Below are 21,354 nucleotides of genomic sequence, written 5' to 3'. Positions count from 1 at the left end.
TTCTCCAACTCTCATGACACTCAGGCCGCATCACAAATCCCGGACACCAGTGCGTGAAAACAGGGATCCAGAGAAAGGCGCAGCCCGCGCGGACCGCCACGAGCCGGCACGGGCGTCAGCGTCCTCTGGATCCCCGTTTTCACGGGGATGACGAACGAGGGGGACGACGGGAGAAGGGGCGCTTCGCGGGAACGGCGAGGCAGGCGAGCGGCGGCGCCGTCACGCCGCCGGGGCGGCCTCGCGCTCGCTCTTGCGCTTGCGCTCGCTGGCGCTCTTCAGCTGGCCGCAGGCGGCCTGGATGTCGCGGCCGCGCGGGCGGCGGACCGGGGCCGAGAAGCCGCGCTCGAACAGGATGTCCGAGAAGCGCTCGATGCGCTCCGGCTCCGAGCAGAGGTAGGGGCTGCCCGGCCAGGGGTTGAAGGGGATCAGGTTGATCTTTGCCGGGATGTCGGCCAACAGATCGGCCAGGGCGTGGGCCTCGGCGTCGGAGTCGTTGACGTCCTTCAGCATGACGTACTCGAAGGTGATGCGCCGGGCGTTGTGGACGCCGGGATAGTCGCGGCACGCCTGGAGCAGCTCGGCGATCGGGTACTTGCGGTTGAGCGGCACGATCTCGTCGCGCACCGCGTCGTTGGTCGCGTGCAGGGAGACCGCCAGGTTGACGCCGAGCTCCTCGCCGCAGCGCCGCATCGCCGGCACGACGCCGGCCGTCGAGAGCGTGATGCGCCGCTTCGACAGGGAGATGCCGTTCGGGTCGGTGACCAGCCTGAGCGCGGCGGCGACGTTCTCGTAGTTATAGAGCGGCTCGCCCATGCCCATCATGACGATGTTGGTGAGCAGCCGGCCTTCCTTCGGCGAGGGCCATTCGCCGAGCGTGTCGCGCGCCAGCAGGATCTGGCCGACGATCTCGGCCGGCGAGAGGTTGCGGACCAGGCGCTGCGTGCCGGTGTGGCAGAAGCGGCAGGTCAGGGTGCAGCCGACCTGGGAGGAGACGCAGAGCGTGCCGCGGTCCTCCTCGGGGATGAAGACGCACTCCGCCTCGTTGCCGTCGGCGAAGCGCAGCAGCCACTTGCGGGTGCCGTCGCTCGACAGCTGGTGGGTGCTGACCTGCGGCCGGCCGACGAGGAAGCGCTCGGCCAGCTTGGCGCGGAAGCCCTTCGACAGGGTGGTCATGGCCGCGAAGTCGGTGGCGCCGCGGTGGTAGATCCAGTGCCAAAGCTGAGTGGCGCGGAAGCGCGGCTCGCCGAGCGCGAGCACGGCCTCGGTCAGCTCGGCCAGGGACAGGCCGACGAGATCGGTCAGGCCGTCCGGTCCGGCGGCCGGCGGCGCGAAGGCGTGGGCATGGGCGCTCATGGCAAACAGTTAGGCCGAAGCGGCCGCTCCCGCAAGGCGCGCGGTCGCGGGGCGGTGCGGCGAAAGGCGCGGCGAAAGGCGCGGCGCGAGGGTCAGTCGCAGGCCTTCTTCATGGCCTCGTAGGCCGCCGTGAAGCCGCGCAGGGAGAAGGTGTCGGTGGTCAGGGTGTCGCGCGCCGAGAAGCCGCGCACGGTCATGTTCAGGCCGTTGACCATGGAGGCGATTAGCTTCTTGTCGAGCTCCCCGTCGGAGCGTGGCAGCCAGGCGTACTCGTCCTTGGTCACCAGCTCGTAGGCGGTCTCGCCGTCGACGTCGAGCTCGACGGTCTCGCCCGGCTTGTAGCTGTAGCCGGCCTGGATCGAGACCTCGTCGTTGGGCACGCGGCCCGGGCGGCGGGTCACCATGGCGACCACCGTGCCGCGGCGGGTGTAGTTGCCTTCCGACTTCAGCGGCTTGCTGGCGATGAAGCAGACCTTGCCCTCGCCTTCCGCCGCGACGTAAGCCGACCAGGCCTGGAAGTCGCCGACGCGCTCGACTTCCTGCGCGGCCGCCGGCGCGGCCGCGACCAGAAGCAGGCCCCAGAGGAAGAGGCCGCAAGGGAGGGAGGGAAGCAGATCGCGCATGCTCGGCATTATAGGGGTCCTGGCGAGTCGGTCAGAGGGATTGTGTCACGAGGGTCACGCAGCGGCGGGAGGGTCAGTATCCGGAACCTCTGTCGGGTCGCCACGAAATTGTGACCGCCCGGGCCCAGACGCAAGAGGCCTCGCCGGAGTTCCCTTTTCACGGCAGGGCGGCCGATCGGTCGGCCGGCCTTGGATCGGCGAGGCGGTGCGGCTCGCCGGCCCGGCGTCGCCTCGACCTTCCCTCGCCCACGCCGCCGGAGATGCAGGACTGACAAGACGCGCCGCGCTCGAGGCGCCCTTCCGGCGCCAGGCAAACGCCCTGCACGGCTTGCCGGTGGCCGGTGAATGAGCTTCCATAGCCCGATGACCGAGGCGCCGCCGCTCGACCCGCCGCTCCAGGCGTCGCTGATCCGGGCGGTTGCGGAGAACCGCGACAAGGCGGCCTTCGGGCGCCTGTTCCGCCACTTCGCGCCGCGCGTGAAGGCCTACCTGCTGCGCCTGGGCACGGAGAGCGCCGCGGCGGAAGAGCTCGCCCAGGAGACCATGGTCGTGCTCTGGCGCAAGGCCGCGACCTTCGATCCGGCGCAGGCCAGCGTCGGCACCTGGGTCTTCACCATCGCGCGCAACAAGCGCATCGACCGCCTGAGGCGCCTGCAGCGCCCGACCCTGGATCCCGAGGACCCCCTGCTGCAGCCCGAGAGCCGCCCGGACGCCGACTGGCTGTTCTATGGTGCCCAGCGCGAGGAGCGGTTGCGGCGCGCGCTGAAAAGCCTGCCCGAGGAGCAGGCCGAGGTGATCCGACTCGCCTATTTCGAGGAAAAAGCCCATGCAGCTATCGCTAGCGAGATCGATCTGCCGCTGGGTACGGTCAAGTCGCGCCTGCGTCTCGCCTTGACGCGGCTGCGCCGGACGCTAGCTGCCGAGGGAATGGATCAGGCCTGATGCGATGACGACCCACCCCGCGCCCGACGAGTTGCTGCTGGCCCACGCGGCCGGCGGGCTCGACCAGCTGCTGTCGCTGATCGTCGCCAGCCAGGCTGCCTACAGCGAGGACAGCCGCCGCCGCCTGTGCGACTTCGAGGCGCTCGGCGGGCTGCTGCTCGAGGAGCTCGAGCCGGCGCCTCTGGACGAGGGCGCGCTCGAGACGCTGCTCGACCGCCTCGACGCGGTCCCCCAGGAGGCCCCGGCGCGCACAGCGGCGGCCCCGGCGCCCGCCGAGGACGGCTTCGACCTGCCGCCGGTGCTGCGCCGCCTCCTCGGCGACGACCTGCGCAGCCTCGCCTGGCAGCCGCTGATGCGCGGCGTCAGGAGCGCCGATCTCGTCCCCGGCGTCAGGGAGAGCGGAGGCCCGCGGGCGCGCCTGATGCGCATCGAGGCCGGCACCGCCGTGGCGCGCCACTCGCACCGCGGGCGGGAGTTCACCCTGGTGCTGTCGGGCGCCTACAGCGACGCCGGCGGGACCTTCGGACCCGGCGACCTGCAGATCTCCGACGCTTCGGTCGACCACCGGCCGCGCGCGATCGGCAGCACGCCCTGCCTCTGCCTGGTCGTCACCGACGCGCCGCTGCGCCTGACCGGCCCGCTCGGATTGCTTAACCCTTTTCTCAAGAGCCGGCTGTAACTCGTGGATAAGCCTGCACGCTTTCATGGTTCGACAAGCTCACCATGAGGCGACGAGAGGCCAGCGCGTACGTTTCCGCCGCTCTATAGCGGCCTGACTACCAGCGCGTACGTTTCCGTCGCTTCATGGTGAGCTTGTCGAACCATGCAAGCGCACCGGCGGAGCCGCCGGCGTCAGACCTTCTTCGTGCTGCGGATGCGCACCGGGCCGTGGACGTGGGCGGGCCGTGGCTCCGGACGCCCGAGCGAGCTGGTGGCGCGGTGCTCGAAGCGACCGCGCGCGAGCAGGCGGTCGTACATGACGATGGCGCCCGCCGTGCCGACGTTGACGCAGAACTTCATCGGGATCTTCACGACGCGGTCGCAGCGCGCCAGCATCTCCGGCGACAGGCTGCCGCGCTCCGGGCCGAGCACGTAGGCCGCGGCGGCCGGGTGGTAGAAGCTCGGCAGCGCCTCGGCCTCGTCGGTCAGCTCGACGCCGACCAGCTGGCAGCCGCGCGGCAGCAGCAGCTCGCCGACGCTGTCGAAGCGGTAGACCGGCAGCTGGTCCGGCGCGTCCGAGGTGTCGGCGTGCCGCAGCGAGCGCTCGCTGATGTCGGCGGCGACGGTGAAGAAGAAGCTGGCGCCGAAGGCATTCGCCGAGCGCATGAGGTTGCCGAGGTTCATCGCCTTGCTGATGCGCTCGACGCCGATTCCGAAAAAGCCACGCATGGAGGCTTCTTGCACCAGCGCGGGGCCTTGGGCAAGGTGCCGCTCCCGCCCCGCAGCAGCCTCGAGAACCCCGGTGTACCAGAACAGCGCGCATTCCGCCTCCCCGTCGTCCAAGGCGCGAGCCGAGGCCGCCTCCCCGGTGCTGGTCGAGGTCACGCGCGGCACGCTGGTCGAGAGCCGCCACCGCGGCGCCTTCGCGGTCTGCGACGCCGAGGGCCGGATCCTGCACCAGGCCGGCGACCCGGAGCGCCTGGTCTATCCGCGCTCGGCGATCAAGCCGCTGCAGGCCCTGGCCCTGGTCGAGAGCGGCGCCGCCGACGCCTTCGGCTGCACGCCGGCCGAGCTGGCCCTCGCCTGCGCCAGCCACGACGGCGAGCCGCTGCACAGCGAGGCGGTGACGGCCTGGCTCGGCCGCCTCGGCCTGTCGCCCGCCGACCTGGAGTGCGGCAGCCACCTGCCCTACAACGAGGCCGCGGCGCACGCCCTGATCCGCGCCGGCAAGGCGCCCGGCCCCGAGCACAACAACTGCTCCGGCAAGCACGCGGGCTTCCTTTGCGTCGCCCGGCAGCTGGGCGCGCCGCTCGAGGGCTACATCGACTTCGGCCACCCGGTGCAGCAGACCCTGCTCGGCATCCTGGAGCAGATGGGCGGCCTCGACCTGCGCGAGGCGCCGCGCGGCATCGACGGCTGCGGCATCCCGCAGTACGCCATGCCGCTCGGCAACCTGGCCCTGGCGATGGCGCGCCTGGCCGATCCCGCCGGCCAGCCGGAGCGGCGGCAGGCGGCCTGCCTGCGGATCCGCGCGGCGATGGCGGCCGAGCCGGCGATGGTCGCCGGCGAGCGGCGCTTCTGCACCCGGATCATCCGGTCGACCAACGGCCGCGCCCTGGTCAAGACCGGTGCCGAGGGCGTCTACGGCGCGGCCCTGCCGGAGCGCGGCCTCGGCATCGCGCTGAAGATCGAGGACGGCGCCGGACGCGCCGCCGAAGTCGTCATGGGCCGCCTGCTGCGCCGGCTCGGCCTGATCTCCGAGGCCGAGGCGGAGGCGCTGCAGCCGATCCTTCGCCCTTCGATCCGCAACCGCGTCGGCCGGATCGTCGGCGAGATCCGAGCCGCGGAAGGATTTCCCGAATGAGGTTCGTCTCGTGAAGGCCATGCTGTGCCGCGCCTTCGGGCCGCCCGACAGCCTGGCGCCCGGCGAGCTGCCGGACCCGGTGCCGGGGCCGGGCCAGCTGCTGATCCGGGTCGCCGCGGCCGGCGTCAACTTCGCCGATACCCTGATGATCGAGGGCCGCTACCAGGAGAAGCCGCCCCTGCCCTTCGCGCCGGGCCTGGAAATCGCCGGCACGGTGATCGCCCTCGGCGAGGGCGCGGAGCGCTTCGCGACCGGCCAGCGGGTCCTCGCCCTGGTTGCGGCCGGCGGCTTCGCCGAGCTGGCGGTGGCCGACGAGAGCGACGTCTACGCGCTGCCCGAGGCGATGGACTTCGAGACCGCGGCCGGCTTCCCGATCACCTACGGCACGGCGCACGGCGCCCTGACCTGGCGGGCCGGCCTGCAGCCGGGCGAGACCCTGGCGGTGCACGGCGCCGCCGGCGGCGCCGGCCTGGCCGCGGTCGAGGTCGGCAAGGCCCTGGGCGCGCGCGTCATCGCCTCGGCCGGCGGCCCCGAGAAGCTGGCGATCGCCCGCGCCCACGGCGCCGACGAGGGCATCGACTACCGCCAGGAGGACCTGCGCCAGCGCCTCAAGGCGCTGACCGAGGGCCGCGGCGTCGACGTCGTCTTCGATCCCGTCGGTGGCGCCGTCTTCGACGCCTCGCTGCGCAGCCTGGCCTGGAGCGGCCGCCTGGTGGTCATCGGCTTCGCCGGCGGCGAAGTCCCCCAGGCCCCGGCCAACCTGCTGCTGGTCAAGAACATCGGCGTGCTCGGCTTCTACTGGGGCTCCTACCGCCGGCACGCGCCGGAGCTGCTGCTCGAGCAGTTCGCCGAGCTCTTCGCCTGGTACGGCGCCGGGCGGCTGAAGCCGCTGGTCAGCGAGGTGCTGCCGCTGGCCGAGGCGGCCCGGGCGCTGCACCTGCTGAAGAGCCGCCAGGCGACCGGCAAGGTCGTGCTGAGCGTGCCATGACCGACTTGCCCGCCGCCCAGACCGCCGCCGAGGCCCTGGCCGCCCAGTACGAGGCCTACCCCTACCCGCAGCGCGATCCCGCCGAGGAGGCTCGGCGCCTGATCCTCGGCTCGCCGAGCCGGCTGGAGGAGATCGACCACTACCTCTACGCCGGCGCGCGCGACTGGTCGCGGCCCTTCCGCGCCCTGGTCGCCGGCGGCGGCACCGGCGACGCCACCGTGATGCTGGCCCAGCAGCTCGCCGAGGCCGGCGTCGAGGCCGAGGTCGTCTACCTCGACCGCAGCGCCGCGGCGCGCGCCGTCGCCGAGGCCCGGGTCGCGGCGCGCGATCTGAGCAACGTGCGCTTCGTCGCCGGCTCCCTGCTCGAGGTCGCGACGCTGGCGCCGGGGCCCTTCGACTACATCGACTGCTGCGGCGTGCTGCACCACCTCGAGCAGCCGGAGGCCGGCCTGGCCGCGCTCGCGGGCGTGCTCGCCGAGGACGGCGGCCTCGGCGTCATGGTCTACGCCCCCTATGGCCGCAGCGGCGTCTACGAGCTGCAGGCAGCCCTCGCCCAGCTCGGCCGCGAGCTGCCGCTGGAGCGGCGCATCGAGCTGGCCCGGCGCCTGCTCGCCGGCCTGCCGACGACCAACCGCTTCGCCAACAACAAGCTGCTCGCCGACCACAAGCGCGGCGACGCCGAGCTGGTCGACCTGCTGCTCAACCCGGTCGATCGCAGCTACACGGTCGGCGACTTCGCCCGCCTGGTCGCGGGCGCCGAGCTAACGATCGCCAGCTTCGTCGAGCCGCTGCGCTACGAGCCGCGGCTCTATCTCGCCGACGAGGCCCTGCGCGCACGCTGCGACGGCCTGGCGCCGCTGGCGCAGGCGGCCCTGGCCGAGCGGCTGGCCGGCAACATGAAGACCCACGTCGCCTACCTGGCGCGTCGCCCGGGCACGGTCGCGCGCCTCGACAGCCCCGCCTGGGTGCCGCGCCTGCTCGATATCGACGCCCGGGCTCTCGCGGACTCGCTGGCCCGCAAGCAGGCGATCTCGGGAACCGTCGAGGGCCTGGAGATCACCCTGCCGGTGCCGCCCCTGGCGGCGGCCCTGGCCGGCGAGATCGACGGCCGGCGCAGCTTCGCCGAGATCCTGGCGGCGCTGCGCGACCGCCGGCCGGAGATCGAGGAGCGCGCCTTCGCCGCCGCCGCCCAGGCCCTGGTCGGCGCGCTCGGCGGTCTCAACAAGCTGCTGCTGCGCCGGGCCGGCGCCTGATCCTACGGAAGGGCACCGAGCGGCCTTGCCGGCTCAAGCGGTGTCGCGGTCCAGGCCGAGGTCCTGCAGGGCGCGCCGGTCGAGGCCGGCGAGCGCGCGCAGGACCCGCTCGCGCCTATCCTCCGAGGCGTCCTCGCCCCGGGCGAAGAGCCCGAGCGCGCGGCGGCCGAGGTCGCGGCCGCTCAGCCCCGGCATGGTGGCGTCGGCGGTGAAGGTGTTGTCAGCCATGATCCGTCTCCTGGATAGGGGCGTAGGGCGGAAGGCCCGGCGCCCCCTTCTCTGGACGGGACTTGGCGGTTTCGGCGGCACGCCGCAACTGCGCGAAACGCAGGGGTGAAGGGCGCGGGCCGCATGGTTTATGCTTTACTGTCAACCACTTGTCGCGTTTCGGCCAGGAAGGGTCGCAGGCGGTCGATGGCCGTCGAGAGGCGCTCCGGCGAGGAGGCGAAGCAGAGCCGCAGGTAGCCCTCGCCGCCCAGCCCGAAGGCCGCCCCCGGCGCCAGGCCGACCTTGGCCTCCTCGAGCAGCCGGAAGCAGAAGCCGAGGCTGTCCTCGAGCCCTTCGACCCGGAAGAAGCTGTAGAAGGCCGCCTGCGGGCGCGCCAGGGTGACGCCCGGCAGGTCCGACAGCCCCTGGAACACGAGCTCGCCGCCGGTCCGGCAGCGCTCGACCAGCTCGGCGACAAAGTCCTCGCCCTCGGTGATGGCGGTCAGGCAGCCGGCCTGCAGGAAGGCCGGGGCGCCGGAGGTCGTGTACTCGATCAGCTTGCCCAGCGTCTCGCCGAGCGACGGCGGGTGGAGCAGCCAGCCCATGCGCCAGCCGGTCATGGCCCAGGCCTTGGAGAAGGAGTGCACGCAGATCAGCGCGTCCTCCGGCTCGGCCTGCTCGGCGAAGCTGGGCGCGACCGGGCGGTCGTAGGTGAAGCGGTGGTAGACCTCGTCGGCGATCACCCAGATGCCGCGGCCGCGGCAGAGCGCCAGCAGCGCCGCCTGCTCCTCGGCCTCCATCATCCAGCCGGTCGGGTTGCTCGGGCTGGCGACGAAGACCGCGCGGGTCTGCGGGTCGAGCGCCGCCGCCAGGCGCTCGAGGTCGAGGCGGAAGCCGCCGTCGGGACGGGCCTCCAAGGGCACCTGCTCGATCACGCCGCCGGCCATCTCGACCGCCGCCATGATGTTCGGCCAGACCGGCGAGACCACCGCGACCTTCTCGCCGGGCGCCAGGATCGCCTGCAGCACGTGGACGATGCCGGTCATGCCCGAGGAGGTGACGGTGACCCGCTCGGCGTCGGGGTGGATGCCGTAGAGCCGCGCGGTGTAGTCGGCGATCGCCTGGCGCAGCTCCGGCAGGCCGCGCTTGTGGGTGTAGAAGGTCTGGCCGTCGCGCAGCGCCTGCTCGGTCGCGCGGCAGATGAAGCCCGGCGTCGGCAGGTCGCCCTCGCCGACCCACAGGCCGATCACGCCGGGCCGGCCGATGCCGCGGTCGAAGACCTGCTGGATGCCCGAGGTCTCGAGCTCCTCGACGGCCGGACGGATCGGGGCGGGATAGCGCATGGGCGGACTCCGGGAAAAGGGCGCGAGGGGGAGAGGCCCTCTCTGCCACGGCGCGCCTCGCGGCGACAAGGGCGCGGGCGCGGGGCCCTGGCATGCGGGACGAGAGGTCCGCCCTGCGCCGAGGGCGTTTCCCGGCGCCGGCCGGCGGTGGTAGCCTGCTACCAGTAGCCGGCCCCCGGCGCGCCGCAGGAGCGGTGCCGCCGGAGGGCCGGCGCCGCCTTCACAAGACCCCATGCGGGCTTATGTAAGGATCGATGGCGACGCCGGCGGTGTTCTCGGAAAGCACCGCCGCGTTTAGCGTGAGCGGACCGCAGAAGAACAAGGAGTACCGTCATGGCGATTCAGCTTCCCGAGCTTCCCTATGCCCAGGACGCGCTGGCCCCGGCGATTTCGGGCAATACCATGAGCTTCCACTACGGCAAGCACCACCAGGCCTACGTCAACAAGACCAACGAGCTGACCAACGGCACCGAGCTCGAGGGCAAGAGCATCGAGGAGATCGTCAAGGCCGCCTACGCCGCCAAGAACCAGGGGCTGATCAACCAGTCGGCCCAGGTCTGGAACCACACCTTCTTCTGGAACTCGATGCGCCCGAACGGCGGCGGCAAGCCGACCGGCAAGGTCGCCGAGGCGATCGAGAAGTCCTTCGGCGGCTACGACAAGTTCGCCGAGAAGTTCAAGGCCTCGGGCGCCGGCAACTTCGCCTCGGGCTGGACCTGGCTGGCGGCCAAGGGCGACGGCAGCCTGGAGGTCGTCAACACCGACGACGCCGACACCCTGCTGGTGCGCGACGTGAAGCCCCTGGTCGTGATCGACGTCTGGGAGCACGCCTACTACCTGGACTACCAGAACCTGCGCCCGAAGTTCATCGAGGCCTGGCTCGACAAGCTGGTCAACTGGGACTTCGCCAACAGCAACTTCGGCTGATCCGGCGACACCGGCGCGCGCTCGCCGGCGAGGGAACAAGAGGGAGCGGCTCCCCGGGGCCGCTCCCATTCTCGTGCGTTGTCGTCTCCTTAAGGGATGCGGCGCAGACTCCTTGCCTGCCGGGGCGCAGGCGCGACGGCCGTCGGAGGCCCGCCCCCGCCCAACGCAAGAGAGCCCCCCCGCGCCGATGCCGAAGACCACCGACTTCCCGCCGCTCGCGGCCCCGGAGGCACCGGACCGGTGGCACCCTCGAATCCGCGCGCTCTACGACTACTGGGCCGGCCTCCGTCCCGGCGGCACCCTGCTGCCCGGCCGCCAGCACCTCGACCCCATCGACATCCCGGCGCTGCTGCCCTGGGTCTGGCTGTTCGACGTGCAGCGCCAGCCGCTGCGCTTCCGCGTCCGCCTGCTCGGCACCAAGCACTACGAGCAGATGCTGCGCGACCCGACCGGTCGGTGGGTCGACGAGGCCTATCCGAGCTTCGCCAGCCAGACGACCTACCCGGACTACCTGAAGGTCGCGGTCGAGGGACGCATCAGCTACCGCAAGGGTCCGCCGGCCTACCACGTCGATTCCGGCTGCTCCCTGCTGGAGCGGATCATGCTGCCGCTCGCTCGCGACGGCCGCAGCGTCGACATGATCCTCGGCCTGACCCTCTATTTCCGTGCCGACGGGGAGATCTACTGAGGCTGGCCTGGTCCGGCGCGCCGGCACGGGCGGCCTGCCCTCACCTCACCCCGGCCCTCTCCCCTCCCGACGGGAGCGGAGAGGGAGCCTCGGTGGCGCCGGCACGGCCGTTCGACTCCCTCTCCGCTCCTGGGGAGGGGAGAGGGCCGGGGTGAGGTGTGGGGGCCCCTACCCCAAATCCAGCTCGCGGAAGAAGTCGTTGCCCTTGTCGTCGACGACGACGAAGGCCGGGAAGTTCTCGACCTCGATGCGCCAGATCGCCTCCATGCCGAGCTCGGGGTACTCCAGGCACTCGACCTTGCGGATGCAGTCCTGGGCGAGGCGCGCCGCCGGGCCGCCGATCGAGCCCAGGTAGAAGCCGCCGTGGGCGGCGCAGGCCGCCGTCACCTGGCGGCTGCGGTTGCCCTTGGCGAGCATGACCAGGGAGCCGCCGGCGGCCTGGAACTGCTCGACGAAGGAGTCCATGCGCCCGGCCGTGGTCGGGCCGAAGGAGCCCGACGCGTAGCCCTCGGGGGTCTTGGCCGGGCCGGCGTAGTAGACCGGGTGGTCCTTGAAGTAGCCGGGCAGCGGCTCGCCGGCCTCCAGGCGCTCGCGCAGCTTGGCGTGGGCGGCGTCGCGGGCGACGATCATCGGGCCGGTCAGGGACAGGCGCGTGCGCACCGGGTGGCGGGACAGCTCGGCCAGGATCTCGGGCATCGGCCGGGTCAGGTCGATCTCGACGACGGCGCCGCCGAGCCCGGCTTCGTCGAGGTCGGGCAGGAAGCGCGCCGGATTGGTCTCGAGCTGCTCCAGGAAGACGCCCTCGCGGGTGATCCTGCCGAGCGCCTGGCGGTCGGCCGAGCAGCTGACGCCGATGCCGATCGGCAGGCTGGCGCCGTGGCGCGGCAGGCGGATCACGCGGACGTCGTGGCAGAAGTACTTGCCGCCGAACTGCGCGCCGATGCCGAGGTGGTGGGAGATGGCGTGGACCTGACGCTCCATCTCCAGGTCGCGGAAGGCGTGGCCGGCCTCGGAGCCGGCCGTCGGCAGGCCGTCGAGGTAGCGGCAGCTGGCCAGCTTGACGGTCTTCAGGTTGAACTCGGCGCTGGTGCCGCCGATCACCACGGCCAGGTGGTAGGGCGGGCAGGCCGCGGTGCCCAGGGTCTTCATCTTCTCTTCGATGAAGGGGATCAGCCGGTCGGGCGTCAGCACCGAGGGCGTCGCCTGGAACAGGAAGGTCTTGTTGGCCGAGCCGCCGCCCTTGGCGACGAAAAGGAACTTGTAGGCCTCCTCGCCCTCGGCGTAGAGCTCGATCTGGGCCGGCAGGTTGGTGCGGGTGTTGACCTCCTCGAACATCGAGAGCGGCGCCAGCTGGCTGTAGCGCAGGTTGCGCTTGGCGTAGGCGTCGAGCACGCCCTGCCCAAGCGCGGCCTCGTCGCCGCCGCCGGGACCCCTGGTCCAGACGCGCCGGCCCTTCTTGCCCATGACGATGGCGGTGCCGGTGTCCTGGCACATCGGCAGCACACCGCCGGCCGAGATGTTGGCGTTTTTCAGCAGGTCGAAGGCGACGAAGCGGTCGTTGGGCGAGGCCTCGGGATCGTCGAGGATGTCGCGCAGCTGCTGCAGGTGGCCCGGGCGCAGGAAGTGGTTGATGTCCATGAAGGCCTGCTCGGAGAGCAGGCGCAGCGCCTCCGGCTCGACCGTCAGCATGTCCTCGCCGGCGAAGCGGTCCAGCCCGACCAAGCCGTCGCCGGGCGCGTCGAGCTGGCGGTAGGGCGTCGGATCCGCCGCCAGCGGGAAGACCCCCGCACCGTCCCCTGAGGCGCCGCTCCCGCGCGCCCCGCTCTCCTCGGTCTCGGCCTCGCTCATCCCGGTCCTCCCGACCCTGCGCCGCTGCACGGAACTGCCTTGCTGCGCTGGGCGCAAGGTCTGCCCGCGCCAGGCGGCGGGGTCAAGTCGGCGGCGGGATCGCTCGGCGCTGGGGGAGCGGGCTCAGCGCCCCGGCGCGAGCGGCTCGACGGTGGCGGCCTGGGGCCCGTAGGCGCCCTCGGCCTCGGCGACGCGGAAGCGCACCGGGTCGCCCTCCTTCAGGGCATCGAAGCTGCCGTCGGCCAGAACCGCCTCGTGGAAGAAGAGGTCGGGGCCCTCGGCGCGCTCCAGGAAGCCGTGGCGCCGCTCGCGGTCGAGCCGGGTGACGCGGCCGGTCGACTTGCCCTCCTGGGTCTCCAGCATCGGCTTGGCCGAGCGCTTCTCGAGGCCGGCCGAGATCTGGCGCACGACCTTGTCCATGGCGCGGGTCACCGCGTGGCCGAAGGCGACGCCGTGGGCCTCCTGGGCGCGGCGCTCGACGGTCGCCTTGGCGAAGACGTGGCCGCGGCGCAGCTGCACGTCGACGTGAATCTCGTCGAGCACCGAGGCGCCGTGGCTCTGGGTGCGCTCGACCGAGACCCGCGCCGAGGTCACGGCATGGCCGAAGCGCCGGAGCTTCGCCGCCTCGGCCTCGATGACCTCCTTCAGGGCCTCCGAGGACTCCAGCCCGTGGAAGGCGACCTCGAGCGGCTGCTGCGGCTCGTCCGGACCCGGGAACTCCCCCGCTCGCTCCTTGCGGTTCATCGCGTCACCTCTCCTTGGCTCTGTCTGGGGAAACGACCCCGCGACGGCGCCGTTCCACGCGCAGCCGGGGGCGAGGAAGCCTCGGGCGCCGCCCGGCAGGCGGGGTGTCGGCGGCCGCGCGCGAGCCGCCCTCGAAGCCGTCGGCGGGACCGCTGCGGCCGGGACGGCGACCGTCCCTGCCAGGGCACCGCTACATTCGCTGCGTGCAAGACAGGCGCTTGCGCGACAGCCTATAAGTGTGGCTAGTGGATGTGCACGTCTTACCGACAACACAGGTCGCGAGGGCTCGGCGGCGCCCAGGTCAGCTATGAACTTAGCGATGGCAGGTTGGAGGGTCGTTACAACATAAGCGGGAATGTCTCTCGGGCGACTCTGACAAAATTGCCGGAGTAGCGCCGCTGCGCCCTGCCTTCGGGGTCTGTTACGCCACTAAGGTCCGATTCTTTCCAGCCGATGACTTTTGGCTCGAATCTGGAGCGTGACAGAAGCGGATCAGAACTGGTGTCGGGTCCTGAGTCCCAACCGGCTGAGACCCCCAGAAAACGTAGCCTATCGGCTGTTGGCGGCTAGCGCCTTCTTCGCGGCCAACCCCTAGTCACTCGGGTTTGTGCTGTCGTGCTATAGTGTGGGGCGGCCGGGCACATCACTGCCCTCGCCGTTCAAGTGACGCTAGGGCCGATAGGTGGGGGATCGGAGAATGAAGCATGCTGCCACTGCGCTTGCACTTGCACTTGCTCTTTGCGCTTCTGGTCATGCGCTGGCCGATGTTGCGCCAATAGAAGCGGACAAGGCATATCTTTTCAAAATTCGGGAAATTAATATCATTATTGATGATCAGGTGAAAGGTGGTTGCTGGACCAACGCTGGCGCCGTTGAGAACGCCGCGCTCTTGGAACTAGAACGCAGTGGGCTGACTTCCACTGACGAACATGGCGCCGTGGTTTTCATTGAGGCGCTTGGCAGCCGCGTGAGAACCGAATCCGGGCGCGATACAGCTAATTGCCACGTTGCTTTGCACTTTGAGATACTGGCTGGTGCCGGTTTGGATCATCATGCGGGAATCAAAGGCCCGCAGGACGACGTTACCGTTCTGACTCAGTTTACGCGTCTCGTTTCGCTTTACGGTCAGCCTTTTGAGATCAACGAAATGCTCAAAGCAGCCGTGATTGAGGAGGTTCAATACTTTCTCGTGGAGCGCAGCCGGTTTTTCAATTCGATCAAGGAAACCGAACCCCACTTCTACAACACGTATCGGTGAGTCAATGCACCCGACCGACAGTTATTACAAGACGAAGCGCAATCTTCTGATCTTTGTTGGCGCGCTGCTGCTAGCGGTGTTCGCCGGCTTGAAGCTTGAGGGTGCCAGCGTGAACGACAGCCTTCTACCGATTAAAATCGACCACCCGGAATGGCTGAGGGTTATCTTAACTGTCGGTGTCGCCTTTAACGTCTATCAATTATCCCTTCTGTGGGCCGCGCAAGATTCCCGAGTTCAAGAGAATCGGTTTCACCGAATTGATTTCCTCGGCGCTGTGTTCATTGCCGTTGCGTCTATCTTTTCACTAGGCGCAGTAGAAATGTGGCCGCTTGTAAGGCGAACAGCGGATTCCCACGGGTGGACGTGGCTTCTCAGTGTATTCACTAGCTCGCTGCTGACAGTCATCGCGGTCTTCTTCTCCCAAGGCACTCTCCACCTCGCCACAGCGGTGGGGAGGAAAATCAAGGGCCGCTCCCGTGACAGAGAGAACACCCAACGTGACGTTCTCGTTCGAAGCAACTGGCTACTGCACTACGATCCAAGAGGCAGGAAAGCCAAAGCCATCACCTTCAACTCTGATGGCACGGTTGGTGATGGCCAAAACCAGAATGAACACAATTGGCGAATGACCGACGGGCTTCTAGAGATTCTGAATGATAAGGGTGCCGTGTTCAGCCGCTTTCGCTACGATGAGGAGAAAGAGCGCTTCACTCATACCAACGATGAAGACACGTCGTCGCTTCGCAATCAGACAATCGAGTATGTCTCTCCGATCACGGACTAAGCCCCTGACAATTCAAACTTTCAATTTTCATTTTTCAAAGGTTCTGCCGCCCGTGTTCGCTCGGGGACGGTCTTCTATCTTAATAATTGTCCCAATGACGTGATCGCCAGTGCGCCCGTGAGGATCACTAACAGAATCTGGGCATTGTGGATGTCTTTATGGCGACGGTTCTCTTCTTCGTACTGGGCCAACGTCGCAAAGGCTTTCGGCGTGATCTCAAACGCGTGTCCGTTTTCTTTCAAATCGCCAGTGTGGGCAAGTGATTCGAGAATAAGCTGATAATAGCTTTCTAGGGCACTGTTGCGCGGATGAAATACCCAGCGCATCCCGTATACTTCGTTCATTACGCTATAGACGCTGAGCTTAGGACGCTTCTTTTCAAGGGCCTTATTTGCGAATAGCCGGAGGACCGTTATTCGATCCTTGCGCGCAAGCCGTCGCTGATTAAACAGCGCCTGAGCAATTCGGTTGAACTGTCGCATAATCCACGGATAGTGGATGCTATCTAGAATTAGAAACTTGGTCGGTGACGTATAGCTAATTGTGTAGCCTCTGTAATGATGCTCAATTAGCACTTGGGCGTCCGGGAACACTCTCGGGAGCACGCAGTAGCGGCAGCCAGTCGATAGGTTGTCATTGAAGGCTAACCCTTCAGCCGCTCTCTCGGTCAGCTTGTGGAAGTTGAAGTTCCACGTTCCAGCGTCGTCGCTCAATCGCAGTGTGAACACGTTGTTCGCTGGATCGCCAAGATCTATGACGTCCGCCCGACGCTTCTCAACCCGGCGCATCGAGCGCTTCAGCGCATATGACTTCCAGTACCTGACGAGCACGGCCACACCTCCGGAGCCCATGGCACCCAGCATTGTCGGATGCCGGTCCGATGCTACTCCAAGGCGAAGAAGGCCCTTGAACCTCCCGCCCGAGTCATCATGTAGCAAAAAGCGTAGCAAGAACCGTGTCAAACGGTGTAGCAAAACCGGAGTCCCAACCGGCTGAGACCCTTAGAAAACCTAGCTTTTTGGCTGTTGGCGTCCCCAGCGGGAATCGAACCCGCGTCTTCAGCGTGAAAGGCTGATGTCCTGGGCCTCTAGACGATGGGGACCCGAAGAGGCGCGAGAGATAGCCTCCGGGGCGGCGGAAGGCAAGACCGGGCGCCGGGCCCGGGTCCTGCCGGCCTAGCGTGGCTCGGCGAGCAGCGCCTCGAAGCCCTCCAGGAAGGCCTGGCTCGTCGCGGCGGCCGGGTCCGGGGCCGCCGCCTGCAGCGCCGCGAGCAGGCCGGGCGCGCGCTCGGCGAAGAGCCGCGCCTCGACGCCGGCCAGGCGCGCGCCGGCGCAGTCGGTCCCGACCAGGGAGGCGCCCTCGAGCGCGGCGCCCGAGAGGTCGGCCTTCCTCAAGCAGCTGCCGTCTAGCCGGGCCCGGTCGAGCCGGGCGCCGGTCAGGTCGGCGCCGCTCAGGTCGGCCGCAAGGGTCGCCTGGACCAGGAGCGCGCCGCTCAGGCAGGCGCCCGAGAGGTCCAGGGCGCTCGGCGGCTCGCCGGTCAGGCTGGCCCGGCGGAGATCCGCGCCCTCGAGGTCGGCCTCGGCCAGGTCGCAGTCGCGGAAGCTGGCGCCCGGCGCGACGAGGCCGGCCATGCGCGCCGCCGGGAAGCGGCAGGCGACGGCGCTCATGCCGGCGGCGCCGGCACCGGCCAGGAGCAGGCTTTCGGCCAGGCAGTCGTGCCAGGCGCTGCCCTGGAGCTGGGCCTCGCGCAGGTCGACCGACTCGAGCCGCATCCCGACCAGGCGGGCCCGCTCGAGGCCGGCCTGGCGGAAGTCGCTCCCGGACAGGCTGCCGCCGCGCAGGTCGGCGTCGGGCGCCGACAGGCGGCGCGCCCGCAGGCCGACGGCCTTGAGCGAGAGCAGCCGCAGGCCCGGCAGGTGGGCGCCCTCCAGGTCGAGGGCGTCGGCATTGGTCGGGCGCTGGATCGTCAGCCCTTCGCCGCGGGCGCCGGCGAAGGAGGCGCCGCGCAGGCGGGTGCGGGCGAGCGTCAGCAGGCCGACCCGCGCGCCCGAGAAGTCGGCGCGGTCGGCGTGGCACTCGGTGAAGAGGGCGCCCTCGAGGTCGGCGCCGGCAAGCGAGGTGCCCTCCAGGCGGCAGCGATGGAAGCTGGCGCCGGCGAGGCTGGCGCCGTCGAGGCGCGCGCCCTCCAGCAGGCAGCCCTGGAACAGCGCGCCGGCCCCCTCGAGCAGGTTCGAGAGGTTGGCCCGGGTGAAGTCGCAGGCGCGGGCCGCCGCGGCGCCCAGGTACGCACCCGACAGGTTGGCGCCGCCGAAGCGCGTGCGCTCCAGGACCGGACAGAGCAGCAGGGCGCCGCCGAGATCGCAGTCCGAGAGATCGCAGTCGCGCAGGTCGGCGCCCTCGAGCCGGGCGCGGCGCAGGTCGAAGCCGGAGAGGTCGAGGCCGCCGAGCGCCGCCCCGGCAAGCTGCAGCCCGGCACCGCGCAGCTCGAGCGAGCGCGAGGTCACGGCCGAGACCCGCTCGTGGGCGGCGGCGCGGTCGGGCGCCCCGGCCTGGGCGCGCAGGAAGGCGACGGCATCGTCGGGCAGCGCCAGGTCCGGCCGCGAAGCGGGCGCGCGCGGCGCGCCGGCGTCCACCGGCAGATCGGTACTCGATACCAGGCGCATGACCCTCGGACCCCTCGCGTTGCGGTGCCGGGACGCTAGGCTGCGCCGCTTAAGGGCGCGTTAAGCGCGCGGCCGCCGGGCACCCGGGATGACAGTCAGGGTGACGGCACCGCCCGCGAGCCCCGGCCGTCCGTGCCCCTGGATCCCGGGTCGCAAGGCTCGCAAGGTCGAAAACCGAGGCTTTCGGGCTCGCCTACCGCCCGGGATGACGGGAAAGGCGGCGCGCGGCGGCGCGGTTCACCCCGTCATCCCGGAAGCCGCTTTGCCCGAAGTCCGGGCCCCGCGAAAGCGGGGCGCGGAATTCGTCGGCAAAGCGAGCTATCCGGGATCCAGGGGCCCCAGCCGTCCGTGCCCCTGGATCCCGGGTCGCAAGGCTCGCAAGGTCGAAAACCGAGGCTTTCGGGCTCGCCTACCGCCCGGGATGACGGGAAAGGCGGCGCGCGGCGGCGCGGTTCACCCCGTCATCCCGGAAGCCGCTTTGCCCGAAGTCCGGGCCCCGCGAAAGCGGGGCGCGGAATTCGTCGGCAAAGCGAGCTATCCGGGATCCAGGGGCCCCAGCCGTCCGTGCCCCTGGATCCCGGGTCGCAAGGCTCGCAAGGTCGAAAACCGAGGCTTTCGGGCTCGCCTACCGCCCGGGATGACGGGAGGGGTGGGGGGCGGTCGGGGCGCCTTGTAAGGCTGTGAGATCGCGTCAGTCGAACAGGCCGGGCGGGCCGCCGGCGTGGACGCTCTCGATCGCCAGCAGCCGCCGCTTCAGGGCGATTCCGCTGGTCGCCGAGAAGCCGCCGATGCGGCCGCCGGCGGCGAGCACGCGGTGGCAGGGCACGACGATCGGCCAGGGATTGCGGCCGAGCGCGCGGCCGACCGCCTGGGCCGCCTCGGGCCGGCCGAGGCCGCGCGCGATCTCGCCGTAGGTCGAGGTCGCGCCCGGCCGGATCGCCCGCGCCAGCGCATAGACCCGGCGCTCGAACTCCTCCAGGCCGGCGTCGTCGAGCGGCAGGTCGGCGAGGTCGTCGGCCGCACCCGCGAGCAGCCGGGCGATCCGCTTCACGGCCCGCCCCTGCCCCGCAGGCTCCGGGGTCTGCTCGCGAGCCGTCGGGTAGCGCCGCTCGAGTCGCGCGCGGGTCGCCTCGGGGCTGCCTTCGGGCAGCTGCACCGCGACCAGGCCGCGCCCGCTCCAGACCAGGCCGCAGCAGCCGACGGCCGTGTCGAAGAGGGCGAAAGAGAGGGGCTCGTCCATCGGGAAACCCGGGCGGTCAGGCGGCGCCGGCGAGCTTGCGCTCCAGGAAGTCCAGGCGGTCCTGGCCCCAGAAGATCTCGCCCTCGACGACGTAGGAGGGGGCGCCGAAGACGCCGGCGGCGAGCGCCTGCTCGGTATAGGCGTCCAGGATCGCGGCGGTCTCCGGCTCGGCGGCGCGCGCGGCGAGCGCCTCGGCGTCGTGGCCGGTCTCGCGCGCGATCGCCTTCAGGGTGTCGGCCTCGCCTGGGTCGCGCTCCTCGGCCCAGAGCGCGCGCAGCACCGCCTCGGAGAAGCCCAGGGGATCGCCGCCGGCGAGGTCGGCGGCGACGAGGAAGCGCGCGGCCTCGCGCTCGGCGAAGGGGAAGTGCGCCGGCCGCAGGGTCAGCGGCAGCTTCAGGAACTCGCGCCAGCGCGCCAGCTCGACCAGGCGGTAGGCCTGGCGCGCCGGCGCCCGCTTGCCGAGCGGCAGGCCGCCGGTCTTGGGGAAGATCGCCGCGAAGTCGACGGGCTTGACCTTGACGCTCGCGCCGACCTTCTGCGCCAGCTGGCGCAGGCGCGCCGCGCCCAGGTAGGCCCAGGGCGAGTTGAGCGAGAGGTAGTAGTCGATCTGCGCCATGGCGGTGTCTCCCCTATTCGGCGTTCCGCTGGTGCGCGGCGCTTGGGGCCGGATCGAAGCACCGCGGCCCCGGCGCGGCAAGGCCCGCCCGCGCCGGCCGGCTCACGAGTCCTTGAACCTATGGTCGGCGGCCGACGTTGAGGGCCCGGAAACAGCAGCCCGAAAGACAGGAGGAGCCAGGATGACGATCTGGAAGATCGAGGCAGTCGCGCGCCCCGACGACCCGCGCTGGGTCGCCGGCCCGCGCTACGAGCGCGTCTTCGTGCGCGCCGACACCGCGGCCCAGGCCCGGCTGTGCGCCGGCAAGGCGCTGGCGCCGAACCCAGGCATCGTCGGCAACGAGAGCGCCCAGCAGCCGACGCCCTTCGAGGACGCGGCCCTCTACCGGGTCGTGCGCAGCTCGGCCAACGACGCCGGCGTCGCCGTCAGCGAGGAAGGCGAGCCGGCGCTGATCGCCAAGTCGAGCTAGCGCCGACGCCGGGCGGCGGCCTCGGCCGGAACGAACCGGCGTCCTTCACGTTTTTCCGGGCATCGAAGCGGACGCAAGGCCGAACCGCGGCCACGCCGCCGACACCTGCCCAGGAGCGAAGCCATGATCATGACCCGACCGGCGCGGACCACCGCCGCCCTCACACTGGCTCTCGGCCTCGTCGCCATCCCCCTTGCCGGCTGCGACACGATCGAGCGCCAGACCGGTCTCAGCAGCGAGGCACAGGGCGGCGTCCTGAGCGGTGCCGCGGTCGGCGGCGTGGTCTCGGCCCTGGCCGGCGCCAACCCCTTCTGGATCGCCGCCAGCACCGTGCTCGGCGGCGCCGCAGGCGGCGCCATCGGCGACTACCTGGGCCGCCGGAACGCCGAGCAGCACGCGCAGAACAACCTCAATGCGCTCAACACGCTGAGCCCGGGCCAAAAGGCCGAATGGAGCGACCCCGAGACCGGCAACTCCGGCCGCACCGAGGTCCACAGCGTCTATACCTCGAACGGCCGGACCTGCAAGACCTACACCGAGACGGTGCGCACCAGCCAGCAGACGGTCTCCGAGGAAGGCACCGCCTGCCAGACCGCGAGCGGCGGCTGGGAAGTCGTCTAGCACCACCACCTGACCTGGCGGCTTCCGGGGCTTGCCTAGCGTCCGGGATGACGAATTGGCGCTGACCACCGTCATCCTGGACGCAAAGGCGAGCCCGAGAGCCGGAGGCGATCGGGGCGCGAGCCTCGCGATCCGGGATCCAGGGGCACCGCCCGAAACCTCGGCGCCGCGGCTCGTCGTCCGGGGCCGGCCTGGATCCCGGATCGCGAGGCTCGCCAGCCGGAAGCCTGGCGGCTTCCGGGGCTCGCCTAGCGTCCGGGATG

22 protein-coding genes and 1 tRNA gene are annotated in these 21,354 nt (G+C 70.5%); 11 read left to right on the top strand and 12 right to left on the bottom strand.

Translation table 11 applies throughout. The features are described 5' to 3' along the window. Window positions 1-219: 219 nt before the first annotated feature. Window positions 220-1,353, bottom strand: coding sequence for a 23S rRNA (adenine(2503)-C(2))-methyltransferase RlmN (rlmN, locus tag WD341_RS15995; protein ID WP_368426476.1), 1,134 nt, complete (start codon window positions 1,351-1,353; stop codon window positions 220-222). Window positions 1,354-1,445: 92 nt separating this feature from the next. Further along, on the bottom strand, window positions 1,446-1,976 hold the full coding sequence (locus tag WD341_RS15990) for an invasion associated locus B family protein (RefSeq protein WP_368426475.1): 531 nt from the start codon (window positions 1,974-1,976) through the stop codon (window positions 1,446-1,448). Between the two features lie 345 nt (window positions 1,977-2,321). Between WD341_RS15990 and WD341_RS15985 the strand changes: the two genes are divergently transcribed. Both WD341_RS15985 and WD341_RS15980 read left to right on the top strand, forming a co-directional pair. After that, window positions 2,322-2,918: a sigma-70 family RNA polymerase sigma factor gene (locus WD341_RS15985; protein WP_368426474.1), complete on the top strand. Its 597-nt coding sequence runs from the start codon at window positions 2,322-2,324 to the stop codon at window positions 2,916-2,918. A 4-nt stretch (window positions 2,919-2,922) separates the two neighbouring features. Further along, a complete protein-coding gene (locus tag WD341_RS15980; protein WP_368426473.1) occupies window positions 2,923-3,597 on the top strand; it encodes a ChrR family anti-sigma-E factor in 675 nt (224 codons plus the stop codon). A 173-nt stretch (window positions 3,598-3,770) separates the two neighbouring features. On the opposite strand, the gene WD341_RS15975 is transcribed toward WD341_RS15980, so the two are convergent. Then, window positions 3,771-4,307, bottom strand: coding sequence for an RNA methyltransferase (locus WD341_RS15975; protein WP_368426472.1), 537 nt, complete (start codon window positions 4,305-4,307; stop codon window positions 3,771-3,773). 73 nt (window positions 4,308-4,380) lie between these two features. Between WD341_RS15975 and WD341_RS15970 the strand changes: the two genes are divergently transcribed. From WD341_RS15970 to WD341_RS15960, 3 genes are read left to right on the top strand one after another with little or no spacing between them, the layout of a single operon-like run. Continuing rightward, entirely contained in the window at window positions 4,381-5,442 is a 1,062-nt protein-coding gene (locus WD341_RS15970; protein ID WP_368426471.1) for an asparaginase, read from the top strand. 10 nt (window positions 5,443-5,452) lie between these two features. Continuing rightward, window positions 5,453-6,430 carry an NADPH:quinone oxidoreductase family protein gene (locus WD341_RS15965; protein ID WP_368426470.1) on the top strand — a complete coding sequence of 326 codons (978 nt, stop codon included), beginning with the start codon at window positions 5,453-5,455 and terminating at the stop codon, window positions 6,428-6,430. Then, entirely contained in the window at window positions 6,427-7,683 is a 1,257-nt protein-coding gene (locus WD341_RS15960; protein ID WP_368426469.1) for a class I SAM-dependent methyltransferase, read from the top strand. Before WD341_RS15965 ends, WD341_RS15960 begins: the two co-directional genes overlap by 4 nt. A 33-nt stretch (window positions 7,684-7,716) precedes the next feature. On the opposite strand, the gene WD341_RS15955 is transcribed toward WD341_RS15960, so the two are convergent. Beyond that, on the bottom strand, window positions 7,717-7,911 hold the full coding sequence (locus WD341_RS15955; protein ID WP_368426468.1) for a hypothetical protein: 195 nt from the start codon (window positions 7,909-7,911) through the stop codon (window positions 7,717-7,719). Between the two features lie 128 nt (window positions 7,912-8,039). Beyond that, a complete protein-coding gene (locus WD341_RS15950) occupies window positions 8,040-9,233 on the bottom strand; it encodes a pyridoxal phosphate-dependent aminotransferase (RefSeq protein WP_368426467.1) in 1,194 nt (397 codons plus the stop codon). Window positions 9,234-9,566: 333 nt separating this feature from the next. On the opposite strand from WD341_RS15950, the gene WD341_RS15945 reads away from it, so the two are divergent. Further along, window positions 9,567-10,160 (top strand): superoxide dismutase, encoded by a 594-nt coding sequence (locus WD341_RS15945; protein WP_368426466.1) that lies wholly within the window; start codon window positions 9,567-9,569, stop codon window positions 10,158-10,160. Between the two features lie 187 nt (window positions 10,161-10,347). Then, window positions 10,348-10,848 carry a PAS domain-containing protein gene (locus tag WD341_RS15940; RefSeq protein ID WP_368426465.1) on the top strand — a complete coding sequence of 167 codons (501 nt, stop codon included), beginning with the start codon at window positions 10,348-10,350 and terminating at the stop codon, window positions 10,846-10,848. A gap of 168 nt (window positions 10,849-11,016) precedes the next feature. On the opposite strand, the gene WD341_RS15935 is transcribed toward WD341_RS15940, so the two are convergent. Next, on the bottom strand, window positions 11,017-12,696 hold the full coding sequence (locus WD341_RS15935; RefSeq protein WP_368426464.1) for a fumarate hydratase: 1,680 nt from the start codon (window positions 12,694-12,696) through the stop codon (window positions 11,017-11,019). Between the two features lie 123 nt (window positions 12,697-12,819). Then, entirely contained in the window at window positions 12,820-13,440 is a 621-nt protein-coding gene (locus WD341_RS15930) for a cold shock domain-containing protein (RefSeq protein ID WP_368426463.1), read from the bottom strand. Between the two features lie 697 nt (window positions 13,441-14,137). Here WD341_RS15930 and WD341_RS15925 point away from each other — a divergent pair. Both WD341_RS15925 and WD341_RS15920 read left to right on the top strand, forming a co-directional pair. Continuing rightward, window positions 14,138-14,698 carry a hypothetical protein gene (locus tag WD341_RS15925; RefSeq protein ID WP_368426462.1) on the top strand — a complete coding sequence of 187 codons (561 nt, stop codon included), beginning with the start codon at window positions 14,138-14,140 and terminating at the stop codon, window positions 14,696-14,698. 4 nt (window positions 14,699-14,702) lie between these two features. Beyond that, window positions 14,703-15,482: a hypothetical protein gene (locus WD341_RS15920; protein ID WP_368426461.1), complete on the top strand. Its 780-nt coding sequence runs from the start codon at window positions 14,703-14,705 to the stop codon at window positions 15,480-15,482. Between the two features lie 74 nt (window positions 15,483-15,556). Here the strand turns inward: WD341_RS15920 and WD341_RS15915 are convergent, their stop codons facing one another. The 5 genes from WD341_RS15915 to WD341_RS15895 all read right to left on the bottom strand — a co-directional run bounded on the left by WD341_RS15915 (window position 15,557) and on the right by WD341_RS15895 (window position 20,001). Further along, window positions 15,557-16,345, bottom strand: a complete 789-nt coding sequence (locus tag WD341_RS15915; RefSeq protein WP_368426460.1) for a hypothetical protein — start codon at window positions 16,343-16,345, stop codon at window positions 15,557-15,559. A 163-nt stretch (window positions 16,346-16,508) separates the two neighbouring features. Beyond that, window positions 16,509-16,584: transfer RNA gene (locus WD341_RS15910), tRNA-Glu, on the bottom strand. 73 nt (window positions 16,585-16,657) lie between these two features. Beyond that, window positions 16,658-18,145 carry a pentapeptide repeat-containing protein gene (locus tag WD341_RS15905; protein WP_368426459.1) on the bottom strand — a complete coding sequence of 496 codons (1,488 nt, stop codon included), beginning with the start codon at window positions 18,143-18,145 and terminating at the stop codon, window positions 16,658-16,660. A gap of 691 nt (window positions 18,146-18,836) precedes the next feature. Then, window positions 18,837-19,385, bottom strand: a complete 549-nt coding sequence (locus tag WD341_RS15900) for a methylated-DNA--[protein]-cysteine S-methyltransferase (RefSeq protein WP_368426458.1) — start codon at window positions 19,383-19,385, stop codon at window positions 18,837-18,839. Window positions 19,386-19,401: 16 nt separating this feature from the next. Continuing rightward, window positions 19,402-20,001 carry a 2-hydroxychromene-2-carboxylate isomerase gene (locus WD341_RS15895; protein ID WP_368426457.1) on the bottom strand — a complete coding sequence of 200 codons (600 nt, stop codon included), beginning with the start codon at window positions 19,999-20,001 and terminating at the stop codon, window positions 19,402-19,404. A gap of 181 nt (window positions 20,002-20,182) precedes the next feature. On the opposite strand from WD341_RS15895, the gene WD341_RS15890 reads away from it, so the two are divergent. Both WD341_RS15890 and WD341_RS15885 read left to right on the top strand, forming a co-directional pair. Beyond that, window positions 20,183-20,470, top strand: a complete 288-nt coding sequence (locus tag WD341_RS15890; protein ID WP_368426456.1) for a hypothetical protein — start codon at window positions 20,183-20,185, stop codon at window positions 20,468-20,470. A gap of 123 nt (window positions 20,471-20,593) precedes the next feature. Beyond that, entirely contained in the window at window positions 20,594-21,091 is a 498-nt protein-coding gene (locus tag WD341_RS15885) for an RT0821/Lpp0805 family surface protein (RefSeq protein WP_368426455.1), read from the top strand. The last annotated feature ends 263 nt before the right edge of the window (window positions 21,092-21,354 follow it).

Source organism: Tistlia sp. (assembly GCF_040905785.1).
Lineage (GTDB): Bacteria > Pseudomonadota > Alphaproteobacteria > Kiloniellales > DSM-21159 > Tistlia.
Note: the sequence above shows the minus strand (reverse complement) of the source record. Positions and strands in the feature narration are given on the sequence as shown.